The sequence below is a fragment of the Bordetella genomosp. 7 genome, assembly GCF_002261265.1.
In the GTDB taxonomy this organism is placed as follows: Bacteria; Pseudomonadota; Gammaproteobacteria; order Burkholderiales; family Burkholderiaceae_B; genus Bordetella_A.
In genome coordinates, this window is sequence record NZ_NEVK01000007.1 from 184,698 (window position 1) to 210,148 (window position 25,451).

The window sequence follows — 25,451 nt, forward strand, 5'->3', positions numbered from 1 at the left end:
CTCGCGATTTCATTTTGCACGGCGGCGCTTGCCGCAAAAACAAGGGGAACCAACCATGACCTATTCATTACGCAACGCATTGCGCGGACTTGTGCTGGCGGCGGGCATATTGCCTGCCGCCGCGATGGCCGCGTGGCCGGAAAAACCCGTCACGCTTATCGTGCCGTGGGCGGCCGGCGGCTCGACCGACATCCTGGCGCGCATGCTGTCCGAACACATGACCAAGAGCTACGGCCAGCCTGTCATCGTCGAGAACCGATCGGGCGCATCGGGCAATATCGGTTCGGCGATGGTGGCGCGCGCCGCGCCGGACGGCTACACGCTGCTGATCGGCTCGATGAGCACGCACACCATGAACGAAGCGCTTTACGACAACATGCCTTTTGACGGCGTCAAGAGCTTCACGCCCATCGCCCAGCTGGCGCTGGTGACCAACACGATGGTGGTGAACCCGTCGGTGCCCGCCAACACCGTGCAGGAATTCATCGAATACGCGCGCGCCAACCCGCAAGACATCGCCTATGCATCGGCCGGCCCGGGTTCGACCAACCATCTCAGCGCGGCCATGTTTGAAAAGGCGACGGGCATCGAGATGATGCATGTGCCCTACCGGGGCGGCGCGCCCGCCGTGCTGGATACCGTGGCGGACCGCACGCAGCTGCTGTTCAGCGCCGGCACGCAGACGCTGCCGCATGTGCAGGCCGGCAAGCTGAAACTGCTGGCGGTTACCGAGACCCAACGCTCGCCCCTGCTCAAGGATGTGCCCATCGTGGCCGAAACCGTGCCCGGCTATTCAATGGAAGTCTGGTACGGCGCTTTCGGTCCGGCCGGCATGGACCCGGCGCTGGTGGCCGACCTGAACAAAGAGATCAACCGCATCCTGGCGCTGCCCGAAGTGCAGAAAAAAATGGGCGACATGGGTGTGCTGGTTACGCAGTCTACGCCCGAAGATTTCGCCAGGACGGTGGAAAGCGACGCACAGAAGTACACCAAGATCGTGCGCGACCTGGGGATCAAGGCGCAATGACGGATCTGCATAAACGCATTGCGGCCGCCGTCGCCCGCAGCGGCGCGCTGATCGACGCACTGGGCGGCCGGGACCCTGCAGCCATTTTTGGCGAGCTGGACCGCTGGGCTCACGGCGTGCTGCGCCAGGCGCTGTGTACGGTCAATCGCTACGACGCCGAGAACATGGCGGTCGTACGGTTGTACAGCTCAGACCCGGTGTCTTATCCGCCGGGCGGCTCGAAGCAGAAACGCGGCATGCCGTGGGCAGAGCATGTGCTGCTGCGGCGCCGCGTGTATGTGGGCGAAGGCGCCGACGCGATCCGGGCGTCGTTCGATGACCATGCGGCGATACTGGGGCTGGGATTGCAGTCGGTGATCAACGTGCCGGTAGTGGCCGATGACGTGTGCCTGGGCACCGTGAACTTTCTGATGCGCGAACCCCGCATCGAGGATGCGCACGTCAGCTTCGCCCGACTGGCGGCGCATGTGGCCGCGCCCGCTTTCGCGCGCTGAACGATGCTGCGACCGCGGGGCGGGCCGATGGGCCTGCCCCGCCCGCCGGATCGCCGGGCCGCCGGATGATCAGGTGCGCGGCAGCGTGACGCCGCGCTGGCCCTGATACTTGCCGCCGCGATCACGATACGAGGTTTCGCAGACTTCGTCGCTTTCCAGGAACAGCATCTGCGCGCAGCCTTCGCCGGCGTAGATCTTGGCGGGCAAGGGCGTGGTGTTGGAAAACTCGAGCGTGACGTGGCCTTCCCATTCGGGTTCAAGCGGCGTGACGTTGACGATGATGCCGCAACGCGCGTAGGTGCTCTTGCCCAGGCAGATGGTGAGTACGCTGCGGGGGATGCGGAAATACTCGACCGTGCGCGCCAGTGCGAACGAGTTGGGCGGGATGATGCAGACATCGCCCTTGAAGTCCACGAATGACTTTTCGTCGAACTGCTTGGGGTCGACGATGGTGGAATTGATGTTGGTGAAGATCTTGAATTCGTCGGCGCAGCGCACGTCGTAGCCGTAGCTGCTGGTGCCATAGCTGACGATACGGCCGCCATTGGCGGTACGGACCTGGCCGGCCTCGAACGGTTCGATCATGCCGGCCTCGGCCGCGCGGCGGATCCAGCGGTCGCTTTTGATGCTCATGAAATTTGCCCCGGTTGGTTGCCGGCTATTTTATCTGCTTGCGCAAGCCGGCGGCCCCTGCGGCGGTCAAGGGCGGGCGGCTCAATCGTCAAAGAAGGTGCGATAGACCAGCGCAATGCCGCTCACGGTACCACCTTTCAAGTCCAGCGACAGGCCGCGCGCCAGGCGATAGCTCAGCCGCCCCACGGTTTCGGAGCCGGACATGGCCTGCTCGACGCTGAGCGTGATGCCATTGGCGAAGCGCTTGCTGGCGACCACGAATTGGGTGGCCAGCGCGCTGTTGCTGTCCATGTTGATCTGGCTGGCCACGGTGCGGTCGGGCAGCAGGCTGCCCGAACTGCCGACGGTACCCGAGCGGATGCTGAGCTCGTCCAGCCCCAGCTGCCGGTAGAAAGGCTGCCCGCCCCCCAGCAGCGCCGTGCCCACCGACAGCAGCAGCGCGGCGTCGCTGCCGCCTTCGTCCGGGCCGCGGCCCAGGATCAGCCACGACAGTTTCTCGACATCGCTGACTTCGGGGTAGGACACCAGGTCGATACGGGGACGCTGCGCCGTGCCACTGACCCGCACGCCTGCCTCGACCTGCTCGCCCGTGCGCAGCGCCTCGATGTCGAGCAAGGGGTTATCCAGCCTGCCCTGGAAGGTAAGCGTGCCGCGCCGCAGGCGCAGCTTCTGCCCGTAGGCTTCGATGCCGCCGCCGCGCGTGCGCAGCGCGCCCAGCCCGGTCAGGCGGCCGTCGGCCATGCGGATCTCGATGGCGCCCACCAGCCCCGCATCCAGCCCCATGCCGGTGATGTAGAAGCGCGGACCCATGTCGAACTTCAGGTTCATGGACATCTGCAGCGGCGAGGATCGCGCCTGCTCGTCCTGCCCCGCGCGGATCACTCGCACGTCGTCATCCAGGCTGGGCACGCCTTGCAGGATTTCCAGGCTGAACCAGCCCGCGTCGGCGACGAGGTCACCGGTGATGGACAGACGGGGCAGCTGCGCGTCGATATCGACGTTGCCCGATACCATCGCGTAACGGTCCGAGCGTTGCAGCGCCGGAAAACGGTGCAGCTTGACGCGCACCGCGCCCCGGTTCTGCAGCAGGTCCCAGTGCCCGGTGGCTTCCACGTAGCCGTCCTTGGCATCGGGATTGGTGGTGATCCATTCGCGGGTGCGCCATTCGTCGGGCATGACGCGCAGCGACGCCGGGAACCGCAGCGTATCCAGTACCAGGCGGGTGCCTTCCAGATGCGCGGCCAGCGTACCGTCGATCAGGCGTACGCCGTCGTCGATGCGAACCACACGCAACGACTGCCCGTGCAGCGTGCCGGAGCTGGTCCATTTGCCGTTGAGCGTGCCTTGCACGGCAAGGTCGGCTCGCAGCTTGCCGCGCACTTCCATGGTGTCGCCCAGGAACAGATCGATCCACGTCAGATCGGAAATGTCGGCCTTGAGGTTGGCGCGCATGGGGCGGCGCTCGTCCAGGGCAAAGCCCCCCGAAGGGCTGGCAAGCAACATGGCGGTCGCCGTCGCCGACAGCGTGCCCATTTGCCGGGTGCGCACGTCCAGCGTGGCGTCGAGCTGGCTGACGCCGGGCCCCGTACGCCTGGCCGCCACGTCCAGCACAAGATCGGTCAGCCCCAGCGCAATGGGGGGATCGCCGGGAATGCGCAAGTCGCCGTCGCGGCGCGCCAGCCTTGCGCTGCCGGCCAGAGCGCCATCGAAGCGCAGGTTCCAGGACGCGTCCAGCGCGATGCGCCGTTGCGCATCGGGCACGCGCGGGTTGACCCTGCCGCCGCTGGCCGTGCGCGCGGCCTGGGGGTCGAGGGCGCGCAGAATCTGCCGCACCATCGGGGTCGTGAGCACGAGATTGTCGGCCCGGCCCGCGGTTTCCCAGTGTGCGCCGCCGCCGCGCGAACCTTGGTGGGCGATGACCACGCGCTGCTTGTCCGGCAGGCGCAGCGTAAGCTGGGTGGCGCCCAGCTGCCACTGCCAGTCAGGCTCGACGGCCGATGGCACGAGCGCGAGCTCGACGGGCTGCAGCTCCAGCGAAAAATCCATCGAACTGGCGGCCAGCCGCTCGATGCGGCCGCGCCAGCCCGGCGCGCCCCCGGCCGCACCCCGCGCCGGCCCCCAGCCGCCCGCAAAGCCCAGCTCGGCGCGGATCGGGGCCCGCCCCAAGGTATCGGCACGGGTATCGGCCGGCGTATAGCGCGCGTTGAATTGCCCGCGATGCTGTTCGAGCCGCCCATCGAGCTTGCCCTGTAATGTGACGCCCCCCGGCACGCCCGGCCAGAAAGCATCCAGCCTGGGCAAGTTCGCGTCCAGCGCGAGCGCCCCCTGCCCCTGGGTGAGCTGGCCCTGCGCGCGCAGCCGGTTGGGCCCCAGGGTCAGGTCCAGGTTCAGGTCGCGCAACTGGTAGCCTGCCAGCGGATCGGCCCGGACCTCCCCGGGCGCGCCAGGCTTGGCGGCAGGCGGCGCCGGCAACGCATCGACCCGGCCCGCCAGGGTGCCGGCAAGCGGGTGCTGATTCCAGCGGCTGCCCGGAGCGACGGAAGCTTGCACCTGCGCATGCCGCAGTTCGTAGGCGCCCGCCACCTGGGCATCGACCGCCACGCTTGCGCTGAGCCGCGCGGCAGGCAGCGCATCGCCCGCCAATGTCGCCAGATCCAGGCGCTGCGCATCGAGTGTGGCTTTCACCTGGTCCAGGCCCGGCTGGCCGGCCAGGGGCTGCCGGTCGAACGTGGCCGCCAGCCCCGATTTATCTGCCAGCCGCAAATCGAGTTTGGCGGTGATCAAAGGAAAAGCCTGTGCGGGAGCGAGGCCCGCATGCCCTTCCAGCGACAGCGCGCCATCTGCGGTGGAGCCATCGAGCTGCACGTCGAGCCGGTCCAGCGTGCCCTGGGCAGCAACGCGCAAGGACGCGGCGCACGCGGACGCGGGCTCGCCGGGATGCGCTTCGCCTTCCGCGCCGGGCTCGTCCGCGCCGCGCGTGTGGTCGGCTGGCGGCTTGGCGGCCGCCAGCTTGCGGCTTGCGCACAGGGGCGAGCCGGCGCCCACGCCTTGCGCCGCGATGCCCAGCTGCGCCCGCATGGGCCAGGGCGCCGCCAGCTGCAGCAGGTGCGCCTGGCCGCTCAGGTCGGCCTGCTCCGACCCATGGGCCACGTGCAGACTGTGCAGGCGCAGTTGCGCGCCTTGCGCATCGACTTGCAGCGCGGCCGCCAGGTCGGCGATGGCCACGGGTACCGGCTCGCCGTTCGTACGCAAGTCCAGCGAGCCCAGCGCCAGGCGGTCGAGCCGGATATCGACCGGCAGCGCCGGCAGGGCGAAGGGGTCGGCAGCGGGTTCCGGGTCGGGCTCGACGCCGGGCTGCAAGGCGATGTAGGCATGCGCGGCGGACAGTTCGCGCACGTGCAGCAAGCGCTCGCCCAGCGCGCGCCAGCGCACGTCGAGCCGCAGGTCGGCAATGTCGATGGCGACGCCGGGCAGCGCAAGCTGCAGGCGCCCCACGTCCAGGCCGCCCAGCACGCTGCCTGTGATCCGTTCGGCACGCCCGTCGAACTGCTGCGCGACCGTCGTGAGCAACATGCGCGTGCCGGCCTGCGTGCCCGTCAGCCACGCGCCGAAGGCGCACAACAACACCACCAGCGTAATGGGCACGGGCAGCCACCACACCAGCAGGTGGCGAAACACGGCACGCAAACGCTTCAAAACGCGATCCCCAATGAAAAATGCAGGCGCAAGTCGCGCTCGCGCTGCCCGTATGCCAGGTCCAGGAACAAGGGGCCGGCCGGCGTACGCACCCGCGCGCCCACGCCATAGCCCAGGTGCCATTCCATGCTGCCGAAGGTCTCGGCCGCGTCGCCCGCGTCGACGAATACACCCATGCCCCAGCGCTCGTTGAAATAATGGTCGTACTCGATGCTGGCCACCGCCAGGCTGGCCGCGCCAACGACCGCGTCATCACGGTCGACGCCGATACTTTGATAACGGTAGCCGCGAATGGAGCGCGCCCCGCCGGTGCGAAAACCGAAGTCATCGGGCACCCGGGTATCCGAATCGGACCATACGCGCCCCACTTCGCCGCGCACGGTAAGCACGTCGCGTTCGCCCACCGGCCACCACTTCTGCCCCCGCAGGCGCACCCGGAAGAAGGGGTCGCCGCTGTCGAGCACCACGCCTATGCCGCCGCCCACGGCGATCAGGTTGCCTTCGCGCGGGTCATACTTGTTGTCGACATCGCGCCGCAGCCATTCGGATGTCAGGGTGCCGCTGGGCAGATCGTATTCGTCGCCTCCGTCGATCTTGACGTGGTCGTGCGCCAGGAGCACACCCCAGCGGTTTTCGTACTGGACGCGGCTGTCGCCCGCGCCCTGCCGCACTCGCAGCCGGGTCGCGCCCAACGCCACGCGGCGTACATCCAGGCCCTGGATATCGGAATGATCCGCCAGCAGCCCGATCGAGTCGCGCTGGCCTTTTTCATCGGGCGGCAGATGAAAATCCAGGTAGGCACGCTGGCGCAGGCGGTCGACGCCTATGCCGCTTTCAAGCGTGACCGGCACGCCGAACACGACGTTCTGCCGGTAAGTGGTTTCGGCGCGCACACCCGCGTCGCTATCCACGCCCAGCGACACCGCCACGCGCCGGGCCGGCGCCTCGACTACACGCACGTCCACCGGCAAGGTGATTTCGCCGTCGGAATCGTAGGCCGGCGCCGGCCCGGCGTCGGGCCCGCCCGCCACCTGCGGATCGCCCATCGGCGTGTCGGCCGCCAACCCGCTGGAGCCCGGCGCGCGGGCGCGTTCGGTTTGCGTGGCGGCCGGACGGTCGGATGGGCGTTGCGCCTGCGGCGACGCGTCGGCGGGCGTCGGGTCCAGGGTAACGAAAGCGCCTCGGAAGAACGACGTGGTCTGCAGGTCCTGCTGCCAGGCGTCGAGCTCGTCCTGGTTGAACGGATCGCCCTGGTCGTAGCGCACATAGCGCCGCACCAGCGATTCGGGCACGCGCCGCAGGCCCTGGGTGTTCAGCGGCCCCATGCGCACCAGCGGCCCGCTGTCGATGGTGACCGACAGATGCACTTCGGCCGTATCGGCATGTACCACTGCGTCGGACGCCGCCATATGCGCCAGCATGAAATCGCGCGCCGCCACGGCGTCCAGCAGCGTCGATTTGGCGCGGTTCCAGTCGGCGTTGATGAAAGGCTGGCCGACGCCCAGCAGCCAGTCTTTGCGCAGCTGCGCCACGCGCTCGGCATATTCGGCACGCGTGATGCGGCCCGTGAATTTGAGCTCGACGGATGCCACGTGCGCGCGCTTGCCCGGCTGGATGGAAATATCCCAGGTTTCGCCAGCGACATCGGTGCCCGTTTCGAGCGTGACAGTAGGCGAAAAGTACCCTTGGGTGGCAAGCGCGGCCAAGGTTGCGTCGCGGGCGCGCCGCCGCAGGCGGGTGATTTCGCCGCCATCCTGGTCTTCGGCCAGGCGCGTGATGGCGTCTACCGCCGACGTGATCGATTGCAGGGCGGCCGGCGCCACGCCGCCGGGGTCGATGACCACTTCGGGCACCTGGGCATGCGCCACGGGCGCTGCGCCCATCAACAAGAACAGAAGCAAAGCGGCCGCTGACCGCATGGCCCGCATGGCTCAGGCGGAAGGCTGCACGACAACGGGCGGCAAGCGGCCTGCCATGTCGCGCGGCAACCCCGCCACCGCGGCGGCAACCTTGCGGGCGATGTCGCGGTAGCGGCTGGCGGCCTCGCCTTGCGGATCGGCCACCACGCTGGGCCGGCCGGAATCGACATGGGCCCGGATGTCCGCGGCCAGGGGCAGGCTGCCCAGCCAGGCGGCCTGGTACTGCTCGGCCATGCGCCGACCGCCGCCTTCGCCGAAAATCGCCTCGGCGTGGCCGCAATTGCTGCAGACGTGCACTGCCATGTTTTCGACGATGCCCAGGATAGGCACGTCTACTTTCTGGAACATGCGCAAGCCCTTGCGGGCATCCTGCAGCGCCAGGTCTTGCGGCGTCGTGACAATCACGGCGCCCACCACGGGCACTTTCTGCGCCAGGGTCAGCGCCAGGTCGCCCGTGCCGGGCGGCATGTCGATGATCAGGTAGTCGAGGTCGCGCCAGTTGGTCTGGTTCAGCATCTGCTCGAACGCCCGCGTCACCATCGGGCCCCGCCAGATGGCCGGCGCATCGGCATCGATGAGGAAACCGATGGAGTTTGCCTGCAGCCCATGGCCTTCGAGCGGCTCCATGGTTTTATTGTCGTGGCTGGCCGGCCGGCCGGTAATACCCAGCATGGTGGGAACGCTGGGGCCATAGATGTCGGCATCCAGAATGCCGGCGCGCGCGCCCTCGGCCGCGAGCGCAAGCGCCAGATTGACGGCGGTGGTGCTCTTGCCCACGCCACCCTTGCCCGAGGCCACCGCAATGATGTTGCGCACCGTGGGCAGCGGCCTGAGCCCGCGTTGCACCGCATGGGCGCCAACCGACCATTTCACCGCCACCTTTGCGTCGGGCGCCCCGGCGGCGGCCAGTGCGCGGCAGGCGGCCCGCTCGATTTCGGCCGCCACGTGGTCGGCCGGATATCCCAGCGTGACGGTCAACGACAACGCATCGCCGCGCCATGCGATGTCACGATCTTTTACAAAATCAGCCAACGCTCGGCGGGAAATGGGATCTTGCACCGCCCGCAATGCCGCACGGACTTCCGCTGTCGGTATACTCATTACTCTGATTCCCTGGGCAGGACGGCTTTGCGCCGCCCGCTACCCTCAAGGATAGCGGATACGCGGGAACCTTTTGTCCTGTTTTGCGTCCGACCACAATGACCGACACTATCTCCCGATTCTTCCGTGCCGTTGCGTTTGCCGTGCTGGCCCTGTTCGGCATGGCCATGGCCCTGGTGTTCATGGTTTCCACGGCCATCGCCATCGGCATTCTGTACGTGGTGGCCAAGGTCCGCGGCAAGCCATTCGGCGTGCGCGCCTACTGGAGCCAACGCCAGACGGCGCGTCCCGGCAGCTTCCGCCCGGGCGCCCAGGGCCCGTTTCCCGCCGCGCCCCGCGACGTCATCGACGTCGAAGTCCGCGAAGTCCGCTAAACGGCGCGCGAACCGCTCTTTTTCAGCGCCCCCGCCCCGGCTCCGGCCGGCGCGGGGGCGCGTGCTTTGGCGCTGCGCTGGCGCCACCCCGCCGGGCCGCTAAAATAGCCGGCTACCCATTTGCGAACCACTCTTTCCGACATGCCCCGCACCCTGTTCGTCACGACCGCGCTGCCCTACGCCAACGGTTCCTTCCATATTGGCCACATCATGGAATACATCCAGGCCGACATCTGGGTGCGCTCGATGCGCATGGCGGGGCATACGGTGCATTTCGTGGGGGCCGACGACGCGCACGGCGCCCCCATCATGCTCAAGGCCGAAAAAGAAGGCATTACGCCCGAAGCCCTGGTGGCGCGCTATGCCGAAGAGCGGCCGCGCTACCTGGATGGCTTTCACATCCGCTTCGACCACTGGCATTCCACGCACTCGACCGAAAACGTGGCGCTGTCGCAAGACATCTACCGCGCCCTCAAGGCGCAGGGCCTGATCGAAACCCGCGCCATTGAACAGTTCTACGACCCCGTCAAGGGCATGTTCCTGGCCGACCGTTATATCAAGGGCGAATGCCCCAAGTGCCACGCCAAGGACCAGTACGGCGATTCGTGTGAAGTGTGCGGGGCGGTGTACGCGCCCACCGAGCTGGTGAACCCCTATTCCGCGCTTACCGGCGCCGCGCCGGTACTGAAATCGTCCGAGCACTTCTTCTTCAAGCTGTCGGACCCGCGCTGCGTCGAGTTCCTGCAACAATGGACGGCGGGCAGCAACGCCGCCGGCAACAAGCACCTGCAGCCCGAAGTGCTGGCCAAGACGCGCGAATGGCTGGGCGGCGACGACGGGCAGGCCAAGCTCGGCGACTGGGACATTTCGCGCGACGCGCCCTACTTCGGCATCGAGATTCCCGATGCCCCCGGCAAGTACTTTTACGTGTGGCTCGACGCGCCCGTGGGGTACCTGGCATCGCTCAAGTCCTATTGCGATAAGCAGGGGCTCGACTTCGACACGCTGCTCGACCCGCAAGGCAGCACCGAGCAGGTGCACTTCATCGGCAAAGACATCATCTACTTCCACGCGCTGTTCTGGCCCGCCATGCTGAAGTTCGCCGGGCGCAAGACGCCGGACGCGCTGAACGTGCACGGCTTCATCACAGTCAGCGGCGAAAAGATGTCCAAGAGCCGCGGCACGGGCATCTCGCCGCTACGCTACCTGGATCTGGGCATGAACGCCGAATGGCTGCGCTACTACATCGCCGCCAAACTCAACGCCCGCGTCGAAGATATCGACTTCAACCCGGACGACTTCGTGGCGCGCGTCAACAGCGACCTGGTGGGCAAGTACGTCAACATCGCCAGCCGTGCCGCCACGTTCATTACACGCCATTTCGATGGCGAGCTCGCCTACGACGGCGATACGGCGGCACTGTCGGCAGAGTTCGCCGCGCAGGCCGAATCGATCCGCGCAGCCTTCGAGGCGCGCGAATACAACCGCGCCATCCGCGAAATCATGGCCTACGCCGACGGCATCAACCAGGCGTTCGATGCGGCCCAGCCGTGGGTGCTGGCCAAGGGCATCGGCAATGCCGACGCCGCCCAGAAGGCGCGCCTGCAAGACATCTGCTCGCGCTCGCTGGCGGGGTTCAAGGCCCTGTCGGTGATGCTGGCGCCCGTGCTGCCCGCGCTGGCCGACCGGGTGGCGCGCGAACTGTTCGGCGCGACACAGGCGTTTGTGTGGTCCGACGCCGCGGAGCTGCCGCAGCGCGTGGCGCCCTTCAAGCACCTGATGCAACGCGTGGATCCGGCCCAGCTCGACCAGTTGTTCGAACCGCCCGCCGAGGCCGCGCCGCCCGCGCCGGTTCCCGGCGGCGAAGCCATCGCCGACACGATCACCATCGACGACTTCGCCAAGATCGACCTGCGCATTGCCCGCATCGTCGACTGCCAGCATGTAGAAGGGTCCACGAAGCTGCTGCAGCTGACGCTCGACGTCGGCGAAGGGCGGCACCGCAACGTATTCTCTGGCATCAAGTCGGCCTATCGCCCCGAAGACCTGGTGGGCAAGCTGACTGTCATGGTGGCCAACCTGGCGCCGCGCAAGATGAAGTTCGGCGTATCCGAAGGCATGGTGCTGGCCGCCAGCCACGCCGACGAAGGCGTCGACGCCGGCATCTATGTGCTGGAACCCTGGCCCGGCGCACAGCCGGGCATGCGGGTTCGCTAGCGGCCGGCGGGGGCGACGCCCGCCCCCGCCCCCCGCTACAGCAAGGGCTCGATGGGCAGCAACGACAGGAACCAGATCAGCCAGCGCTGCCACCAGACCGTGCCGGGCTCGGTGTCATGGCGATGCTGCACGCCATCTTTTTCTTCGATCCAGTACAGGCTGCCGTCAGGCTCCAGCTCTACCCGGTAGGCGTGCCGCGCCACATCCTGATCGAACAGATCGGCCATCTGCGCAGCCAGGACGGGGCTATCCACGACAAAGCCGAGCTCGGTATTCAAGTTGATCGAACGCGGGTCGAAATTGAACGACCCGACGAACACGCTTTGGCGGTCTACCGAGAACGTCTTGGCGTGCAGACTGGACCCCGAACTGCCGAGAGGCCCCGCGGCCTGCGCCGTGCCGTCGGGCTGTCCGCGCATTTCGTACAGCTGCACGCCACCCCGCAACAGGGCCTTGCGCTGCCGGACATAGCCTGAATGCACCACGGCCACATCCGTGGCCTCGTACGCGTTGGTAAGCACCTGCACCCGCACGCCGCGGCGCACCATCTGTGTCAGGGCGGCCGTGCCCGCCTCCGTGGGCACGAAGTAAGGCGATACCAGCTCCAGCTCGGTGGCCGGCTCGCCGACGACCTGTTTCAACTGATCGACCAGGGTCACCGTGCCGGGCGACGGGTCCGACACCTTGGACGGGTCGTCGCTCACCATGCGGGTGGGCGCCCATTCGAAGGCGAGCTTTCCTTCCAGCATCTGGCCGATGAAGGGCAGGTCGCGCATTGCCTGCATGTAGGCGGACGCCGCGGGATTCTGCTCGACCTGTTCCGCCGATTCGTGCAGCGCCTGGAGCGGGCTCGTGTCGGCGGGCCCCAGCAGCGCCGCAATCGGGTAGGCCGACTCGCTTGCCCAATAGCGGTCGAAATCGTTCGACACGTCGCCCACCACCTGCCCCACGGCAAGCAGGTCCAGATCGGCAAACAGCACGTCGTCGGCCGCGCCGAAGTATTCATCGCCGATGTTGCGTCCGCCGATGATGGTGGCCTGGCTGTCGGCCGTGAACGACTTGTTGTGCATGCGGCGATTGAGCCGCGAGAAGTCGGTCAGGTACCCCAGCATCTTGGGTCGACGAATCACAAACGGATTGAACAGCCGCACTTCGATATTCGGATGGCTGTCCAGCGCGGCCAGCACGTCGTCCAGGCCCGCGACGCCGTTATCGTCGAGCAGCAGCCTGACCCGTACGCCCCGTTCGGCGGCGTCATACAGCGCTTCGAGCAGCAGCGTGCCAGTCATGTCGCCCCGCCAGATGTAGTACTGGACATCCAGTGTCTTTTCGGCGGCGCGCAGCAACAGGGCCCGGGCGGCGAACGCGGCCCGGGCGTCGGCCAGGGCATAAATGCCCGACAAGCCGGGGTGTGCATCGGCCAGGGGTGCGATGGCGCGCCCCAGCGCCGTCTGGCGCGCCTGCTCGGCAGGCAAGGCGCTGGATTCGGTGCGACCCTGCTGAGGCGGTAGCGAGCATCCCACCAACATCGCCAGCCCCAGCGCGGCCATGCACTGCTTCAGCCACATGGTGGTTTCCGGCGCGTTGCGCGGGCGCGGGGCCACGGCACAATCGGTGGCATGGGGCGCCTAGGCAGCGGCCGGCACGTCGGCAACCGGAGCCAACGCCGCATCCAGGGCCACGCGCTCATCGAACACGAAGCAATGGCCCTTGAACCCTTTGCCGCCGGTTTCTTCGAAGTACTTCAGGATGCCCCCTTCCAGTTGGTAGACGTGCTCGATACCCGTTTCGGCCATATACAGCGCCGCCTTCTCGCAGCGGATGCCGCCCGTACAGAAACTGACGACGGTCTTGCCCCGCAACGCGTCGCGATGCGCCTGCACCGCCGCAGGAAACTGCGTAAAACGCTCGATGCGCCAGTCGATGGCGCCCTCGAAGGTACCGGCATCGACTTCGAAGGCATTGCGGGTATCCAGCATGACCACGGGCCGGCCCTGGTCGTCGGCGCCGCTTTCCAGCCAGCGCGCCAGGGTGGCCGGGGCCACCGCCGGCGCCCGGCCCGCCTCGGGCCGGATGGCGGGGTGGTCCATGCGAATGATCTCGCGCTTGATCTTCACGCGCAGCCGACGAAACGGCGCCTGGGCGGACTGGCTGAATTTCACGTCAAGCTCGGCAAAACGTTCGTCTGACCGCAGCCAGAGCAAGAAGGCGTCGATGTCAGAACGGCCGCCGGCCAGGAACAGGTTGATGCCTTCTGGCGCTAGCAGCACTGTCCCCTTCAGGGCAAGGCTCGTTGCGCGTTCCAGCATCTCGGCGCGCAGCCCGGGCAAATCGTCCAGCGACACGAATTTATAGGCGGCGATATTTGTAACGGACATGAAGCGTTTTTGAAGTAAGTCGCAATTTTTAAAACAAGTAATTACAATCGCTGGCGTCTACCTGGGGGTGGGTGGGTCCTGGCGGCGGGTGAATTCGAGCACTTCGCCATCGCGCACGTTGAAACTGAGGTGCCGCGGCGCGCCCCCGCTGTCCAGGGTGAACGTCTGGATACCGGCCAGCGCATTCAGGTAGTCACGCTCGAGTTGCGCGAGCTCGGGTGTGGGGCAGGCCATGCGTGTGGCGGCAGGCGCGGATATCGTCAACTTGCCGTCCTGCAACCGGTAATTGCCGGCGTAGCGATTGCAGCCCGCATACCCCTGGACGCGGTACTGATCGTCATGAGCGAGAAAGGTCAACTCGACAGGTCTGGCGCCATCGCCGTGCGGAAGCGGTCGCACCGCGCCATCGGCGGCTGTCCAGCGGGTCAGTTCCCAGCGGGTTTGCGCGAGCGAATCGGCACTGGTGGCCGCATGCGCCGCGGCCGATCCCCTGGCGACCGCCTGGCCGGTCGACGATGCGCAGCCGCTCAGCACGCCAACCAGGGCGACAAGCTGCAGGCTTCGGAAAATCGAGGAGGTCGGCATGGTGGCTCCGTACATGAATAACCGCTACTGTACCGCGCCGGTCGCGGGCCAAGGCGCTGCAAGAGCAACCGTAGACAGTCATGACGATGCAAAATTCAAGGCGCGATGTTCACACTCGCGGGCAAGTGCGGTTAAATAGTGACCTTCGTTCTATCGCGGCTCCGGGCAAAGAACCGCCTTTCCTGCTTACCGATTTCCCCTTGCACCCCATGAACACAGCGCTGGCCGTGCCTTGCAGCGGACAACTGCGCTTTCCTCTCCCGCGCCTATTCAAAGAGTCGGGTCCCGCTCCGGCATCGGGAAGGCCGTGTTCGTCCCTTCGGCGGGACGGAAATCATGAATAAACTGCTGGATGTCCTGTTTCTTACCGATGACGACGCCGCTTATGCATCGTCTATCGCCGATCTTGCACAGCTGGGTTTCAACGTTCGCCGGTACGCAGAACTGGCCGACCTGTACGCGCACGTATCGCAGCAGGCCGTCTCGCTGATCGTGCTGACCGGCGCACTGCCCAAGATACACCTGGCCACGGCGCAGTTGCGCGCCATGCGGCATACCTTGGGCATCATCGTGCTGGCGCCCTTTGCCGCCGATAGCGAGGCGCGGGTGCGCACGCTCTTGTGCGGCGCCGACGCCTGCCTGGACGTAACCACCGGCGGCCTGGAGCTGGCGGCGGTGTTCCAGTCGCTGTTGCGACGCGTGCCCGAAGCCGCACCGCCGCCGTACGACCCCGTCGCCAGCCGCACCGGAAACGCCGAACACCCGTCTGCGTCGGCCGATTCCGAGCCATCCTTCCCGCCGGGTTGGCGGCTGGCCAGCAAGGGCTGGACCCTGATCGCGCCCACCGGCCAGCAACTTGCCCTGACTACGGCCGAACGAGGCTTCCTGCTGCGCCTGATACAGGCGCCGGACAAAAAAGTCAGCCGCGACACGCTGATTGCCGACGGCCTGCAATCTGGCGAAGCCGCCGACGGCGAACGCCGCGGCAGGTTCGTCGACGTCATGATCAGCCGCATGCGGCGCAAGGCCGCTGCCGTCCATATGCGCCTGCCCATCAAAGCCGTGCACGGCTGGGGCTACATGTTCACCGCCGAGGTCTCCATCGATACCGGCACCCCAGAAGAAGCCACCCCCGCGACCGGCCGCGTCGCCCTGGCTGGCTGACAACAGCCGCGAGGCAGGTGTCTGACACCTTTCCGGTGTCAGACACCGAGCTGTACCGCTCAGCCGGAGTGCATGTAATGGCCGCCGCCTCTTCTCTTTCGCAAGGTGTCTGACACCTTTCGGTGTCAGACACCAGGCACTACCGCCGAGCCACGCGGAAGGTGTCTGACTCCCTCCGGGTGTCAGACACCGGGCACTGCCGCCGAGCCGCGCGGAAGGTGTCTGACTCCCTCCGGGTGTCAGACACCGAGCTGTACCGCTCAGCCGGAGTGCATGTAATGGCCGCCGCCTCTTCTCTTTCGCAAGGTGTCTGACACCTTTCCGGTGTCAGACACCGCATCGCCGCCGAGCCGCGCGGAAGGTGTCTGACTCCCTCCGGGTGTCAGACAACCGAGCTGCACCGTCCAGCCGGAGTGCATGTAATGGCCGCCACCTCTTCTCTTTCGCAAGGTGTCTGACACCTTTCCGGTGTCAGACACCAGGCACTGCCGCCGAGCCGCGCGGAAGGTGTCTGACTCCCTTTGGGTGTCAGACACCGAGCTGCACCGCAGCACGCCGGCGCGGTGCCTGCGCGCCTTATTCGAATACGTGCGAAATCGACGCTGCGCCGCCGGGCTTGACCTCGATGGTGGTGTTGTATTCCGGCGCGGCGGGGTTGCGGATGGTGATGCGATGGCGTCCGGGCGGCAGGGTGAGCTGCGTCAGCGGCGGGCTGATCCCTCGCGAGCGGCCATCTACCATCACTTCGCCCCACGGCCGCACATGGACGCGGACGGGCACAGCCGCCTGCACCGGCTCGACCGGCTCCGCGTCGTCGGCCGTCGGCTCACCGGCCGCGGTATCGCCCGGCTCTTCGCCTTCCGTCTGCGCCGGGTCTACCGTGCCGTCTGCACCCGGGGCGTCCGGGGCCGTGGTGGCGCCGGTCGCATCCGAAGCCCCGCCGGCCGGATCCGAAACTCCGCCGGGCGCGGCGGCAGCCTCGTCGGCGCTTGGCGGCTGCGTCGTGCCGGCCACGCCCGGCGCATCGCCGTCGCCCGGCAATGCGGGATCCGGGTTCGCCGGGCCGGGGCCGGCCGGGGTCGCCGACCCATCGGGGGATGGCGGGGCCAGTACGCCATCCGCGCCCCGGACGAGACCGTCCGAGGAAGCCGATCCGGACGGCGCCCCTTCGGCGTCCACCGACCCCTCAGGCGCCGGCGAGCCCCCCGCACCCTGACCCTGCGGCGCTGACGACCGCGGCGCGTTAAGGTCCGCCAACGCCGGCGGCGCGGGCACTGGCGCGGGTTCAGGCGCGGGTTCAACAGGCGAAGCGGCGCGGCCGGCGGATTGCGAACCCGGCGCGCCCGGACGCAGCCACAGATACACGGCAAGCGCCACGGCGGCCAACACGCCCAGCATCACCAGCAGGGGTACGCGCGGGCCGGCGACGGCGCGCGGCGGCGCCGCCACGGGGGGCAGGTCGGGCTCGGGCTCCACCGGTGCGGCCTGCGGCTCGGGCGGCACAGGCTGCGCAAGAGCGAACCCGAATGCCTGGGCGCAGGCCTGCATGTCGGCCGGACGCGCGCCATGCGTCATCGAGAGCCCGCGGTCGATCGCCTGCAGGAAACCGGCGTCGTAGGCGCCCACATCCCGGCCCTGCAACGGCACATAAGCGTCTTTCACGCAGCGGGCCAGCGCGTCCGGAGGCGGCGCCCCCACCACCAGGGCATGGGCCACGGCGCTCAGCGCATAAACATCCGTCCAGGGGCCGCATGGCCGCTCCGGGTCATCCGTATATTGCTCGAAGGCGGCATAGCCCCTGATGCGCACAGCGCCTTCGGCGTCGGCCGCTGGCGCCAGCGGGGGCGCCAGCAAGTGCGCGCGTCCCGAACTGTCCAGGCCGATGGTGCTCATGGCCACCGCGCCATGCACGTGGCCTTGCGCGTGCCAATCCGCCAGCGGGCCTGCCACATCGGCCAGCACGCGAAGGATCCTGGCCTGCGGCACCCCGCCGCTGGCGGCTGCCGCGATCGCGCTCAGCGGCCGATGGCCGGCGCCGGCAGTATCCCTGCGGGGCAAAGTTGCGGAAGTTGCGCTCATACTAAGAACTCCGGGGCACGTATTGGGTTGCCTGCAAGCCGACGGCCCTAGCGCCAGGCCGGCATCGAGGCGAACAGCCGGGTAAACAAGGCGGCGTTCAGCGCGCCGCCATGCACGTAGGTCTGCAGCGCGGCGCCATCGGTCTGGTTGGTCCACCAGTAGCTGGTGTGCGAACTTGGGTTGAAGCAGAAAGGCAGGTCGGCCCAGGCAGCCAGGCTGCGCGCGGCCACGGGCGCCGCGCCGCTTTCCAGCCCGGCATTGAGTATGTCCATGATGTCGCTGCCGCTGGACCGTTCCACGGGCGGCAAGGCGCCGGGCGTGCGGATTTCCTTAAGCTCGCGGTCGAATTGTTCTGCGGCGCAGCCGTGACGGACGGCCGACAGCATGCATGCGCCAATCTGCCGGTAGTAATCGGTGGCGCCTTCCAGCATGCCGCTGTGATAGTCATCGGGCGATACGGTCATGACGACGCATAGCGGATACACGCGCCCGACCCGGTCGCGGCTGGGCCCGATGCAGCCCAGTTGCGCTCCGTTGCCGCTGGGGCCGGACGGAATCGCAAAGTTCCAGATCGGCGCATGGGCAAAGCTGCGCACAGCGCCTTCGTCGGGCGCCTGCTTCAGGGCTGCCAGCCCGTATTGCAGCCACCTGTCCCACCAGGCGATCAGTTCGCGCGGCAGGCGTCGGTGCACAAAATCCCCCGCGGCCGGAATCTTGCCGTACCACCCCAGTTTCTCCGTTGCATGGTCCATGTCGGATCCCTTCTGGTCTTTAGCGCCCGGGGCAGGAAAATCCCTGCATTTCGGCAAGATGGAAAGGACTTTTCACGCTGCTGGCCGTGATTTCAAGCACGACCTTGCGGCCGTTGAAGTCGAATGTCGCGATGGTGATCTCGGGCGAGGCTCCGCGGCGCAACTGCGCCTTGTCCAGCAGCCGATTCAGCGCCCACGGACCCGACGCCGACACGCCCGCCGAGCCGGTCTGCGGCGTGAGCTCGATACGCGCCTGGTTGGTGCCGCGCGGGCCCGGCCACTGCACATTGGTGGCTACTTGCGGGCCGTGGGCATAACGCACCGTCTGTCCGTCGACGTCCATCAGGAATTGCGTGATCTCGGCATCCATTTCCAGGGGCCGGATGGCCACCCGGTACGACGGCAGCGGGCTGCCTGCCGTGAAATACACATCGCGGATGACGCCGGCGCGCTGGAACGAATCCAGGTAGGCTGCCTTGTCCCCTTGCTGGCCGTCGATGCCCGGCTTGAAGCGCCAGCGCGACCCCGACACATCGATCTGCGTGGCCAGATGCTTCTGGAAGAAGTCATCCATCATGCCATTGGGCCCGAACAGGCGCGCCATATCATTGGGCGCGACATCGCGCGTGGAACTGCTGGAAAACGGATAGCGCCCCGCGATGGACTGGCGGCAGAACAGCCCGATCGTCGCCGTAACGGTGTCGCCCAGCCGCTCGCGCGTGGCTTCGGATATTTCGCCGGACGCCTTCACAGACAGGGTATTGAGCAGATCGCGCAGGGGCTCGGGCAGCCTGCCGGCCTCGGCGCGCAGCTTGGTCACAACGTCCGAGCCGGGAGCCGGGCTGGCGCTGCGCAACGCGGCGTCGGCAGCGGTCAGGTAGGTGTACAGCTCATTGATCAGCCCGGTGGTGGCGGCGATGGCGGGCGGCACGCCCTGGCCTTCGCTTCGCGCCAGGCGCCGGTACGGCTCGAAATGCAGATCGACAATGCGTTCCAGCTTATCGTCCGTCGCGTCGGCGCGCACGGCCGCGCTGGGCCCGGTGGGGCCGAACATCTGCTCCAGGGCCTCGCGCGTGCTGCTGACCCGGTTGCGCGCCTGGTCCATCAACGACTGGCCATCGCCGGTGTCGCGCAGCAGCGACGTCTCGCGCGCCACGCCCTGCACCAGCTTGACCAGCGGCGACTCCGGCGCCGACAGCGTGCGCGCCATCTGGATGTTTTCAAGCAGCGAGGTAGTGGGCGCCAACTGCAGGTCGTTCAGGTATGCGTCCCACTGCTGCACATAGTCATTCATGTACAGCCGCTTGATATCCACGATCAGCTGCTGCTGGGCGCGCTGGTCCAGAATCCCGGGAGCCTCGATATTCAGCACCCAGGCGTCGTCCTGGCGCAGCAGGTCGGCCACGCGCGACACGCGCTGGTTGAACACCTTCCAGTAGCCGTCGTAGCTGTACAGCGACGGGATGCCCTGGGTCAGCGGCTTGCCGCTCTTGCGCACGAACACGGCGCTGGCCTGCGGCCCGCCCAGGGTGATGGCGGTGTGCTCGCGCCCCGGCTCGTCATTGGCCAGCATGCGGCGCAACCTGCTGTAGGCGCGTTGCGCCAGCGTGTAGCGCGCCAGGTTGTCGCGCGCCTTTTGCACCAGGTCATCGTCGCGCGGGAACGGCGACGACAGCACGCGCCCCTGCACCAGATTGCGCAGGTGCAGCGACATCAGGTCATACTGGCGCCGGGTATAGCCCTCGGGCAAGGTTTTCTGCATGTCCGACAGCAGCCACGCGTGCATGAACTCGGCGTCATAGTGGTCCGCCTCGTACAGCATCAGGTAGGCGCGCAGCGCTTCGTACGAAAACTCCAGGTCGTTGGGCGCGGCATTGCGCAACGCCGTCTCGATGCGCCGCGCAATCTGCGGCAACAGCACCTGCTCCAGCGTATCGCGATAAACCCCTTGCGCGGCCGCCTGCAGCTTCTGCCCCTGGTACAAGCCGAACTGGTAGCTCAGGGGCGGCGAATCCAGCTCGAAGTTGGCATGCCGGGGCAGGTACCACAGGCTGTCCAGGAAAGGCATCAGCCCCAGCACATCGCCCGCGCGCGTGATCTTGATGTCGCGCCCCAGCTTTTCCACCGTGGGCACGCGCCGATCGACTTCGGCCACGTAGCCCTTGTTGTTGCGATAGCTGACCGCCCAGCCCACGATCAGTGCCACCAGCAGCGCCGCAATCAGGCCGTATCCCGCCCAGTGCAGGCGGCGGTAGCGCCGCTCCCAGCGCAGGTTGCGACCGGCCAGGCCCGCCTCGCGGAAGATGACGTCCTGCAGCAGGCCCTTCAGGAAGTAGCTGCGCCCTTCCCCTTCGCCGGGAGCCGTGGCCGCAGGCGCGAGGCCGCCGTCAATGCGCAGGTAGCGCTTGAGGTGGCCGGTGACCTGGTCGAAGGTTTCGCCGCCCTGGGTGCCGCTGGTGAAGTACACGCCGCGCGGCACCAGGCGCGCCTCGTACTTGGACGTGGCAAACACATCGCTCAGGAAATGGCCCAGCACGGCCTGCAGGCCGGCGAACTGCTGCGGCAGCATATAGGCGCGTGCGCGCCGGGCGCCGTCGGTTTCGGCAGCCAGCACTTCCGGCAGCGCCGCGTCCAGCCGCTGCTGCAACAGCCGGTACTCGGCATGAAAGGCCTCGTACAGATCGAAGCCGGGCTCCTGCGTGCGCGTATACGGCAGCGTAAAGCCCCACACCTGCGACAAGTCTTCGCGGCTGAACGAGGCGAAGTATTCTTCGAAACCCGACAGCAGGTCCGCCTTGGTCACCAGCACATACACCGGAAACTGGATGCCCAGCTGCTCGCGCAATTCCTGCAGCCGGCGGCGCAGCACCGCGGCATGCTGCACGCGCTCGGCATCCGACGACGCCAGCAAGTCTTCGACACTGACCGTCAGCATCGCGCCATTGATCGGCTGGCGTCCCCGGTATTTGCCCAACAGCCGCAGAAAGCCTTTCCACTCTTCCTCGTCGCCCGTCGGGTCGCTTTCGTGGGTGGTATAGCGCCCCGCCGTGTCGAGCAGCACCGCGTCGTCGGTAAACCACCAGTCGCAGTTGCGCGTGCCGCCCACGCCGCGCAGCGCCACCTTGCCGAAGCGGTCGGCCAGCGGAAAATTCAGGCCCGAGTTCACCAGCGCGGTCGTCTTGCCCGCACCCGGCGCGCCGATAATTACGTACCAGGGCAGCTGATACAGATACTGCTTGGAGAACCGGTCGAGCGACAGCCTGCGCTTGTCGCCTTCGAAGCGCGTCTTGCGCAGCAACTCCACGGCCTCGTTGAAACGCTCTTCAAGCTGGCGGATCTCGGGGTTGCCCGGCTCGGGCGCCACCTTCTTCTTGGCAGAGGGTTTGCGCAACTGGCCCAGCAGCTGCGCGTTGAGCCGGCCTTCGCGCCACTTGCGCCACAGCACGCGCAACAGCCACAGGCCGAACATCACGGCAATGACGATGATGCGAGTGGTCTCGCTTTCCAGCGGGCGCGTCGACCCTATGGCGAGCAGGGGCCCGGCGATCCACACCAGCAGGGCCAGCGCCACCAGCCCGAAGAAGTTCCACAGCCCCCGGCTGAACAGGAATCCAAAGACGTTATGAATCATTGCGGCGCACCTTCGACTGTCTCCGAACGAGGCACCGGCGGCACCATCAGCGTGATTTCGACACGGCGATTGCGGGCGCGCCCGGCCGCCGTATCATTGGGCGCCACCGGGTCGGCATCGCCGCGGCCTTCGGCGCGCACGCGCTGCGGGTTGTCCAGGCGCGATTCCAGCAGTTCTTTCACTGCGTCGGCGCGCGCCTGCGACAAATGCCAGTTCGACGGATAGCGCGCCCCGCGCATGGGGATATTGTCGGTGTAGCCGCGCACCAGGATATTGCCCTCGGTTTCGCGCAGGGCGTCGGCCACGCGCGACAACACGGGCAGATACTGTTCGCGCACCGAGGCCGAGCCCGACTCGAACAGCCCGTCGCCGCGCAACACCACGACGCTGCGGTCCACCTCGTCGCGCACGGTTACCAGATCGTCGCGGATCTCGGGCGCCAGGAACACCGCCAGGCGCGGCGACGGGGCCGGACGGCGCACCGGCGCGATCTGCACCGTGGGCGGCCGCAAGGCGCTGACGGCAGCGAATACATCATCGGACTGACGGCTCAGGCTGAAGGCCAGCGCCCAGTAGATCGCCAGCGCCAGCACGCCCGCCAGCGCGCCGAACACCCATAGCGGCACCGGCAGGCGCCGCAGTTGGGTCTGCGCCGGCACGTCCTGCCAGTGCGGCGACAGGGCGCGCGGATAATCGCCGCGCGCCGTCCGCAGAATGCGCAGCAGGCGCTGGCGCAGGGTTTCGAGCTGGGAACGGCCATTGTCGGCCACGCGGTAACGGCCTTCAAAGCCCAGCACCAGGCAGTAGTACAGCAGTTCCAGCAGGTCCAGGTGCTGGCTGGGGTTCTGCGACAGCTTGGCCAGCAACTGGAAGAACTTCTCGCCGCCCCACGTTTCATTGTGGAAGGTGACGAGCAGGCTGTGCGCCGACCACACGCCGTTGCCGCCCCAGGGGGTAAGCGCGGCCGCTTCGTCCAGCGCCGTACACAGGCAATAGCGTGCCCCCAATATGGTTTCATTGGGAATGCCGGCCTGCTGCGCCCGCAGCTCGAACTGGCGGATTTCGTCCAGCAGGTGCTCGCGCAGCATCGCGGGCGACGGATGCGTAGTGGTGGCGCGTATCTGCGGGATCAGGTCCAGCAGCGGATTCGCGGCGGCCACCAGCGGGTTGGAGCCGCTGATGACATATTCGTGAGGCCGCATCCGGCCTGACGCCGATGCGGACCCTTCTGGGATTCCTCCGCCCAGCGGGCCGGGCAGAGCAGTATCGGAAGCGTGCATGATGTCTCCGGACGGTGCCTAGTCGCGCAAGGCCCAGAATTCCATGGAAAGCCCCGGAAACTCGCCGGCCAGGTGCAGGGCCAGCGCGCCCGTGCGCTCGAGCTGTTTCCAGAAATCCCCGCCCTTGTCCAGTTCGAAGTACACATGGCCGGCGCTGTAGGGAATCTGGCGCGGCGCCACCGGCAAGGCTCGCACGACCACGCCGGGCAGCTGCAAGTGCACAAGGTCGCGGATGCGCTCGACCGGCCCGATCTTGACCTGTGCGGGGAAACGCGAGCGCACGGTGTCCGAGGGCATGTCGGCGTGTACCGCCAGCACGAACCCGGCCGTGCGCAACAGCTCCAGGTCGGGGATCTGCGCCACGCGCACGCCCTGGCCACGGTCTTGCAGCGGGATCTGCAGCGCATGCTGCTCCAGCACCGCCGACAGCGAACGGCGCAGCTCATTCATCAGTGTGCCGAAGGTGGACTGCAGGTCGTCGTGCTGGTATTCGGGCAGCACCTCGGGGCGGCGCGAGGCCGCGGTATAGGTGGCCAGATCGCAGGCCAGCATCAGCCAGTCGTGGAACAGGCGCTCGGGATGCTGCCATTCGGACTGGCGGGCATGCCACAGCGCGCCGATATAGCGGTTGACGGTTTCCAGCAGCATGAAGTCCGATACCTCGGACACACCGCCGCGGCCGGGCTGGGACAGGCGCGCCGCCAGCGCCTCGCTGCGCGCGTTGAGCAAGCCATAGAGTTCCTGCACATAGCCAAGCAGCAACGGCTGCGTGCCCGCTGCAAGCCATGGCGGCACATAGCGGTCATCGAGCACCACACGATTGTCGGCGCGGCGCTCCCGCACCCTGGCCACGCCCAGGCCCAGCCATTCGTCGCCAAGATCGGTTTCCAGCATCAGCCGCAGACGCAGCTTGCCCAGCTGCAAGAGGGCGGGCTCCAGGCCCATCGAGCCGGAGTCTTCCACTTCGGCCTCTTGCACCAGATAGCGCGCCAGTGAATCGGGTTCGTCTTCGTACTGCACATCGGTGGCCCCGGGCCGAACGCGGGGCAGGGCCAACATGACGCGCACATCCTGGGCATGTTCGGGCACGTCCAGCGCCGGCGGCGCATCGTCCGGGTGCGCGAATTCGAACGGGGTGCCGTCCGGCAGCACCCCGCGCGCCTGTGTCAGCACCAGTTTGCCTACCGCCAGGGCATCCTGGTCCAGCGCCAGGTCGCTGAAGCCCCAGAAAAACCCGTGCAACGGCCCGGCGCGCCGCTGCACCAGCCCTTCGATATAGCGCTCGAACTGCTGAAAATGCTGGGGGCGCAAAAACATCCCCTCTGTCCAAACGACTTTGTTCTTTTCCGCCATGTGTCAGTTTGCAGTTAAGTTTGCAGGTGGGGGGCCGGCCCGCGGCCCGTGTGCGCCTAGAACGGCCACCAGGAACGTTCGCGGTCGGTGACGGCCAGGCCGTTGTCCTTGACCGATATCTTTATCGTCTCTTCGTTGGGCGAGAACTGCCAAACCTTATAAATGTTGGTGTTCTGCGCTTCGGGCAACGGCACCACCAGGCGCCAATGGCTTTTCTCCAGGTCGCGATAGGCCGCCACAATGCCGACCATGCGCGCATCTGCGCTACCCGCGTACTGCAATATCTTGGTTTCGCCGGGGCGAAGGATGGCCTGGTCCGTGTTCAACAGCTCTTTGCCCAAAGCGGCCTGCGGATCCGTCTGCAACGAGAAAAAGTCGCGCGACTCGAATCCGCTCGATGAGCTCAGTTCGTACACCGTGATCTGTATAGGCGACGGGCGCCCGTTCGCGTCAGGATTCACCTGCGCGTCGGCAGTCAGTTCGATCGCATACGGCACCGGTACGCGGCGCGCGGTGGATGAACATCCCGCGAGCATAAGTATTGCAACAACGCTCGCGCATAACCCTCTAAACGTAAGAATTCCTGAATTACGAAACCACATAATTCGCGAAAAGCCTCCAAGGATTATGGACAAAGGGTGTATCACAAGGGAAAAACAAGAAACTGTCGTGCAAATACAGAAATAGTTACTACTGTTACGGTAACGCTAGTCTGTTGCGCGCTTCGATATCCTTTTCTAACCGCCCGTCATCATTTCGTGGGCAGCC

The 25,451-nt window shown here is 67.0% G+C and carries 18 protein-coding genes; 5 read left to right on the forward strand and 13 right to left on the reverse strand.

Annotated elements, in window-relative coordinates:
• Positions 1-55: 55 nt before the first annotated feature.
• Positions 56-1,027, forward strand: a complete 972-nt coding sequence (locus CAL19_RS15500) for a Bug family tripartite tricarboxylate transporter substrate binding protein (protein WP_026638886.1) — start codon at positions 56-58, stop codon at positions 1,025-1,027.
• Positions 1,024-1,521, forward strand: coding sequence for a GAF domain-containing protein (locus CAL19_RS15505; protein ID WP_094797295.1), 498 nt, complete (start codon positions 1,024-1,026; stop codon positions 1,519-1,521). The genes CAL19_RS15500 and CAL19_RS15505 overlap by 4 nt, the downstream gene beginning before the upstream one ends.
• A gap of 69 nt (positions 1,522-1,590) precedes the next feature.
• Here the strand turns inward: CAL19_RS15505 and dcd are convergent, their stop codons facing one another.
• From dcd to apbC, 4 genes are all read right to left on the reverse strand, one after another.
• Positions 1,591-2,154, reverse strand: coding sequence for a dCTP deaminase (gene dcd, locus CAL19_RS15510; RefSeq protein ID WP_012250980.1), 564 nt, complete (start codon positions 2,152-2,154; stop codon positions 1,591-1,593).
• 81 nt (positions 2,155-2,235) lie between these two features.
• Positions 2,236-5,850 carry a translocation/assembly module TamB domain-containing protein gene (locus tag CAL19_RS15515; RefSeq protein ID WP_026638888.1) on the reverse strand — a complete coding sequence of 1,205 codons (3,615 nt, stop codon included), beginning with the start codon at positions 5,848-5,850 and terminating at the stop codon, positions 2,236-2,238.
• Positions 5,847-7,769 (reverse strand): autotransporter assembly complex protein TamA, encoded by a 1,923-nt coding sequence (locus CAL19_RS15520; RefSeq protein ID WP_170941549.1) that lies wholly within the window; start codon positions 7,767-7,769, stop codon positions 5,847-5,849. Before CAL19_RS15520 ends, CAL19_RS15515 begins: the two co-directional genes overlap by 4 nt.
• Before the next feature lie 12 nt (positions 7,770-7,781).
• Complete coding sequence (gene apbC / locus CAL19_RS15525) at positions 7,782-8,870, reverse strand: iron-sulfur cluster carrier protein ApbC (protein WP_094797297.1); 1,089 nt, start codon at positions 8,868-8,870, stop codon at positions 7,782-7,784.
• A 98-nt stretch (positions 8,871-8,968) separates the two neighbouring features.
• On the opposite strand from apbC, the gene CAL19_RS15530 reads away from it, so the two are divergent.
• Together CAL19_RS15530 and metG are read left to right on the forward strand one after the other, a co-directional pair.
• Entirely contained in the window at positions 8,969-9,244 is a 276-nt protein-coding gene (locus tag CAL19_RS15530) for a hypothetical protein (RefSeq protein WP_026638891.1), read from the forward strand.
• 141 nt (positions 9,245-9,385) lie between these two features.
• On the forward strand, positions 9,386-11,461 hold the full coding sequence (metG, locus tag CAL19_RS15535) for a methionine--tRNA ligase (protein WP_094797298.1): 2,076 nt from the start codon (positions 9,386-9,388) through the stop codon (positions 11,459-11,461).
• Between the two features lie 35 nt (positions 11,462-11,496).
• On the opposite strand, the gene CAL19_RS15540 is transcribed toward metG, so the two are convergent.
• Genes CAL19_RS15540 through CAL19_RS15550 form a run of 3 tightly spaced genes read right to left on the reverse strand, consistent with a single transcriptional unit; the run spans position 11,497 to position 14,424 of the window.
• Entirely contained in the window at positions 11,497-13,029 is a 1,533-nt protein-coding gene (locus CAL19_RS15540) for a phospholipase D family protein (protein ID WP_249276327.1), read from the reverse strand.
• A gap of 60 nt (positions 13,030-13,089) precedes the next feature.
• Positions 13,090-13,839: a sulfurtransferase gene (locus CAL19_RS15545; RefSeq protein ID WP_026638894.1), complete on the reverse strand. Its 750-nt coding sequence runs from the start codon at positions 13,837-13,839 to the stop codon at positions 13,090-13,092.
• A 57-nt stretch (positions 13,840-13,896) separates the two neighbouring features.
• The gene (locus tag CAL19_RS15550; RefSeq protein ID WP_026638895.1) at positions 13,897-14,424 is read right to left on the reverse strand and encodes an META domain-containing protein; all 528 of its coding nucleotides are present in this window, start codon (positions 14,422-14,424) and stop codon (positions 13,897-13,899) included.
• A gap of 336 nt (positions 14,425-14,760) precedes the next feature.
• Here CAL19_RS15550 and CAL19_RS15555 point away from each other — a divergent pair, with 336 nt between their 5' ends.
• Complete coding sequence (locus CAL19_RS15555; protein WP_094797299.1) at positions 14,761-15,588, forward strand: response regulator transcription factor; 828 nt, start codon at positions 14,761-14,763, stop codon at positions 15,586-15,588.
• Positions 15,589-16,164: 576 nt separating this feature from the next.
• Here the strand turns inward: CAL19_RS15555 and CAL19_RS15560 are convergent.
• From CAL19_RS15560 to tssJ, 6 genes are read right to left on the reverse strand one after another with little or no spacing between them, the layout of a single operon-like run.
• Positions 16,165-17,667: a PEGA domain-containing protein gene (locus CAL19_RS15560; protein WP_094797300.1), complete on the reverse strand. Its 1,503-nt coding sequence runs from the start codon at positions 17,665-17,667 to the stop codon at positions 16,165-16,167.
• 47 nt (positions 17,668-17,714) lie between these two features.
• A complete protein-coding gene (gene tagF / locus CAL19_RS15565) occupies positions 17,715-18,419 on the reverse strand; it encodes a type VI secretion system-associated protein TagF (RefSeq protein WP_026639049.1) in 705 nt (234 codons plus the stop codon).
• Between the two features lie 19 nt (positions 18,420-18,438).
• Positions 18,439-22,050: a type VI secretion system membrane subunit TssM gene (gene tssM, locus CAL19_RS15570; RefSeq protein ID WP_026639048.1), complete on the reverse strand. Its 3,612-nt coding sequence runs from the start codon at positions 22,048-22,050 to the stop codon at positions 18,439-18,441.
• Positions 22,047-23,330: a DotU family type VI secretion system protein gene (locus CAL19_RS15575; protein WP_026639047.1), complete on the reverse strand. Its 1,284-nt coding sequence runs from the start codon at positions 23,328-23,330 to the stop codon at positions 22,047-22,049. The genes tssM and CAL19_RS15575 overlap by 4 nt, the downstream gene beginning before the upstream one ends.
• 18 nt (positions 23,331-23,348) lie before the next feature.
• A complete protein-coding gene (gene tssK / locus CAL19_RS15580; protein ID WP_026639046.1) occupies positions 23,349-24,683 on the reverse strand; it encodes a type VI secretion system baseplate subunit TssK in 1,335 nt (444 codons plus the stop codon).
• 56 nt (positions 24,684-24,739) lie between these two features.
• The gene (gene tssJ / locus CAL19_RS15585; protein WP_038852163.1) at positions 24,740-25,285 is read right to left on the reverse strand and encodes a type VI secretion system lipoprotein TssJ; all 546 of its coding nucleotides are present in this window, start codon (positions 25,283-25,285) and stop codon (positions 24,740-24,742) included.
• Between the last annotated feature and the right edge of the window lie 166 nt (positions 25,286-25,451).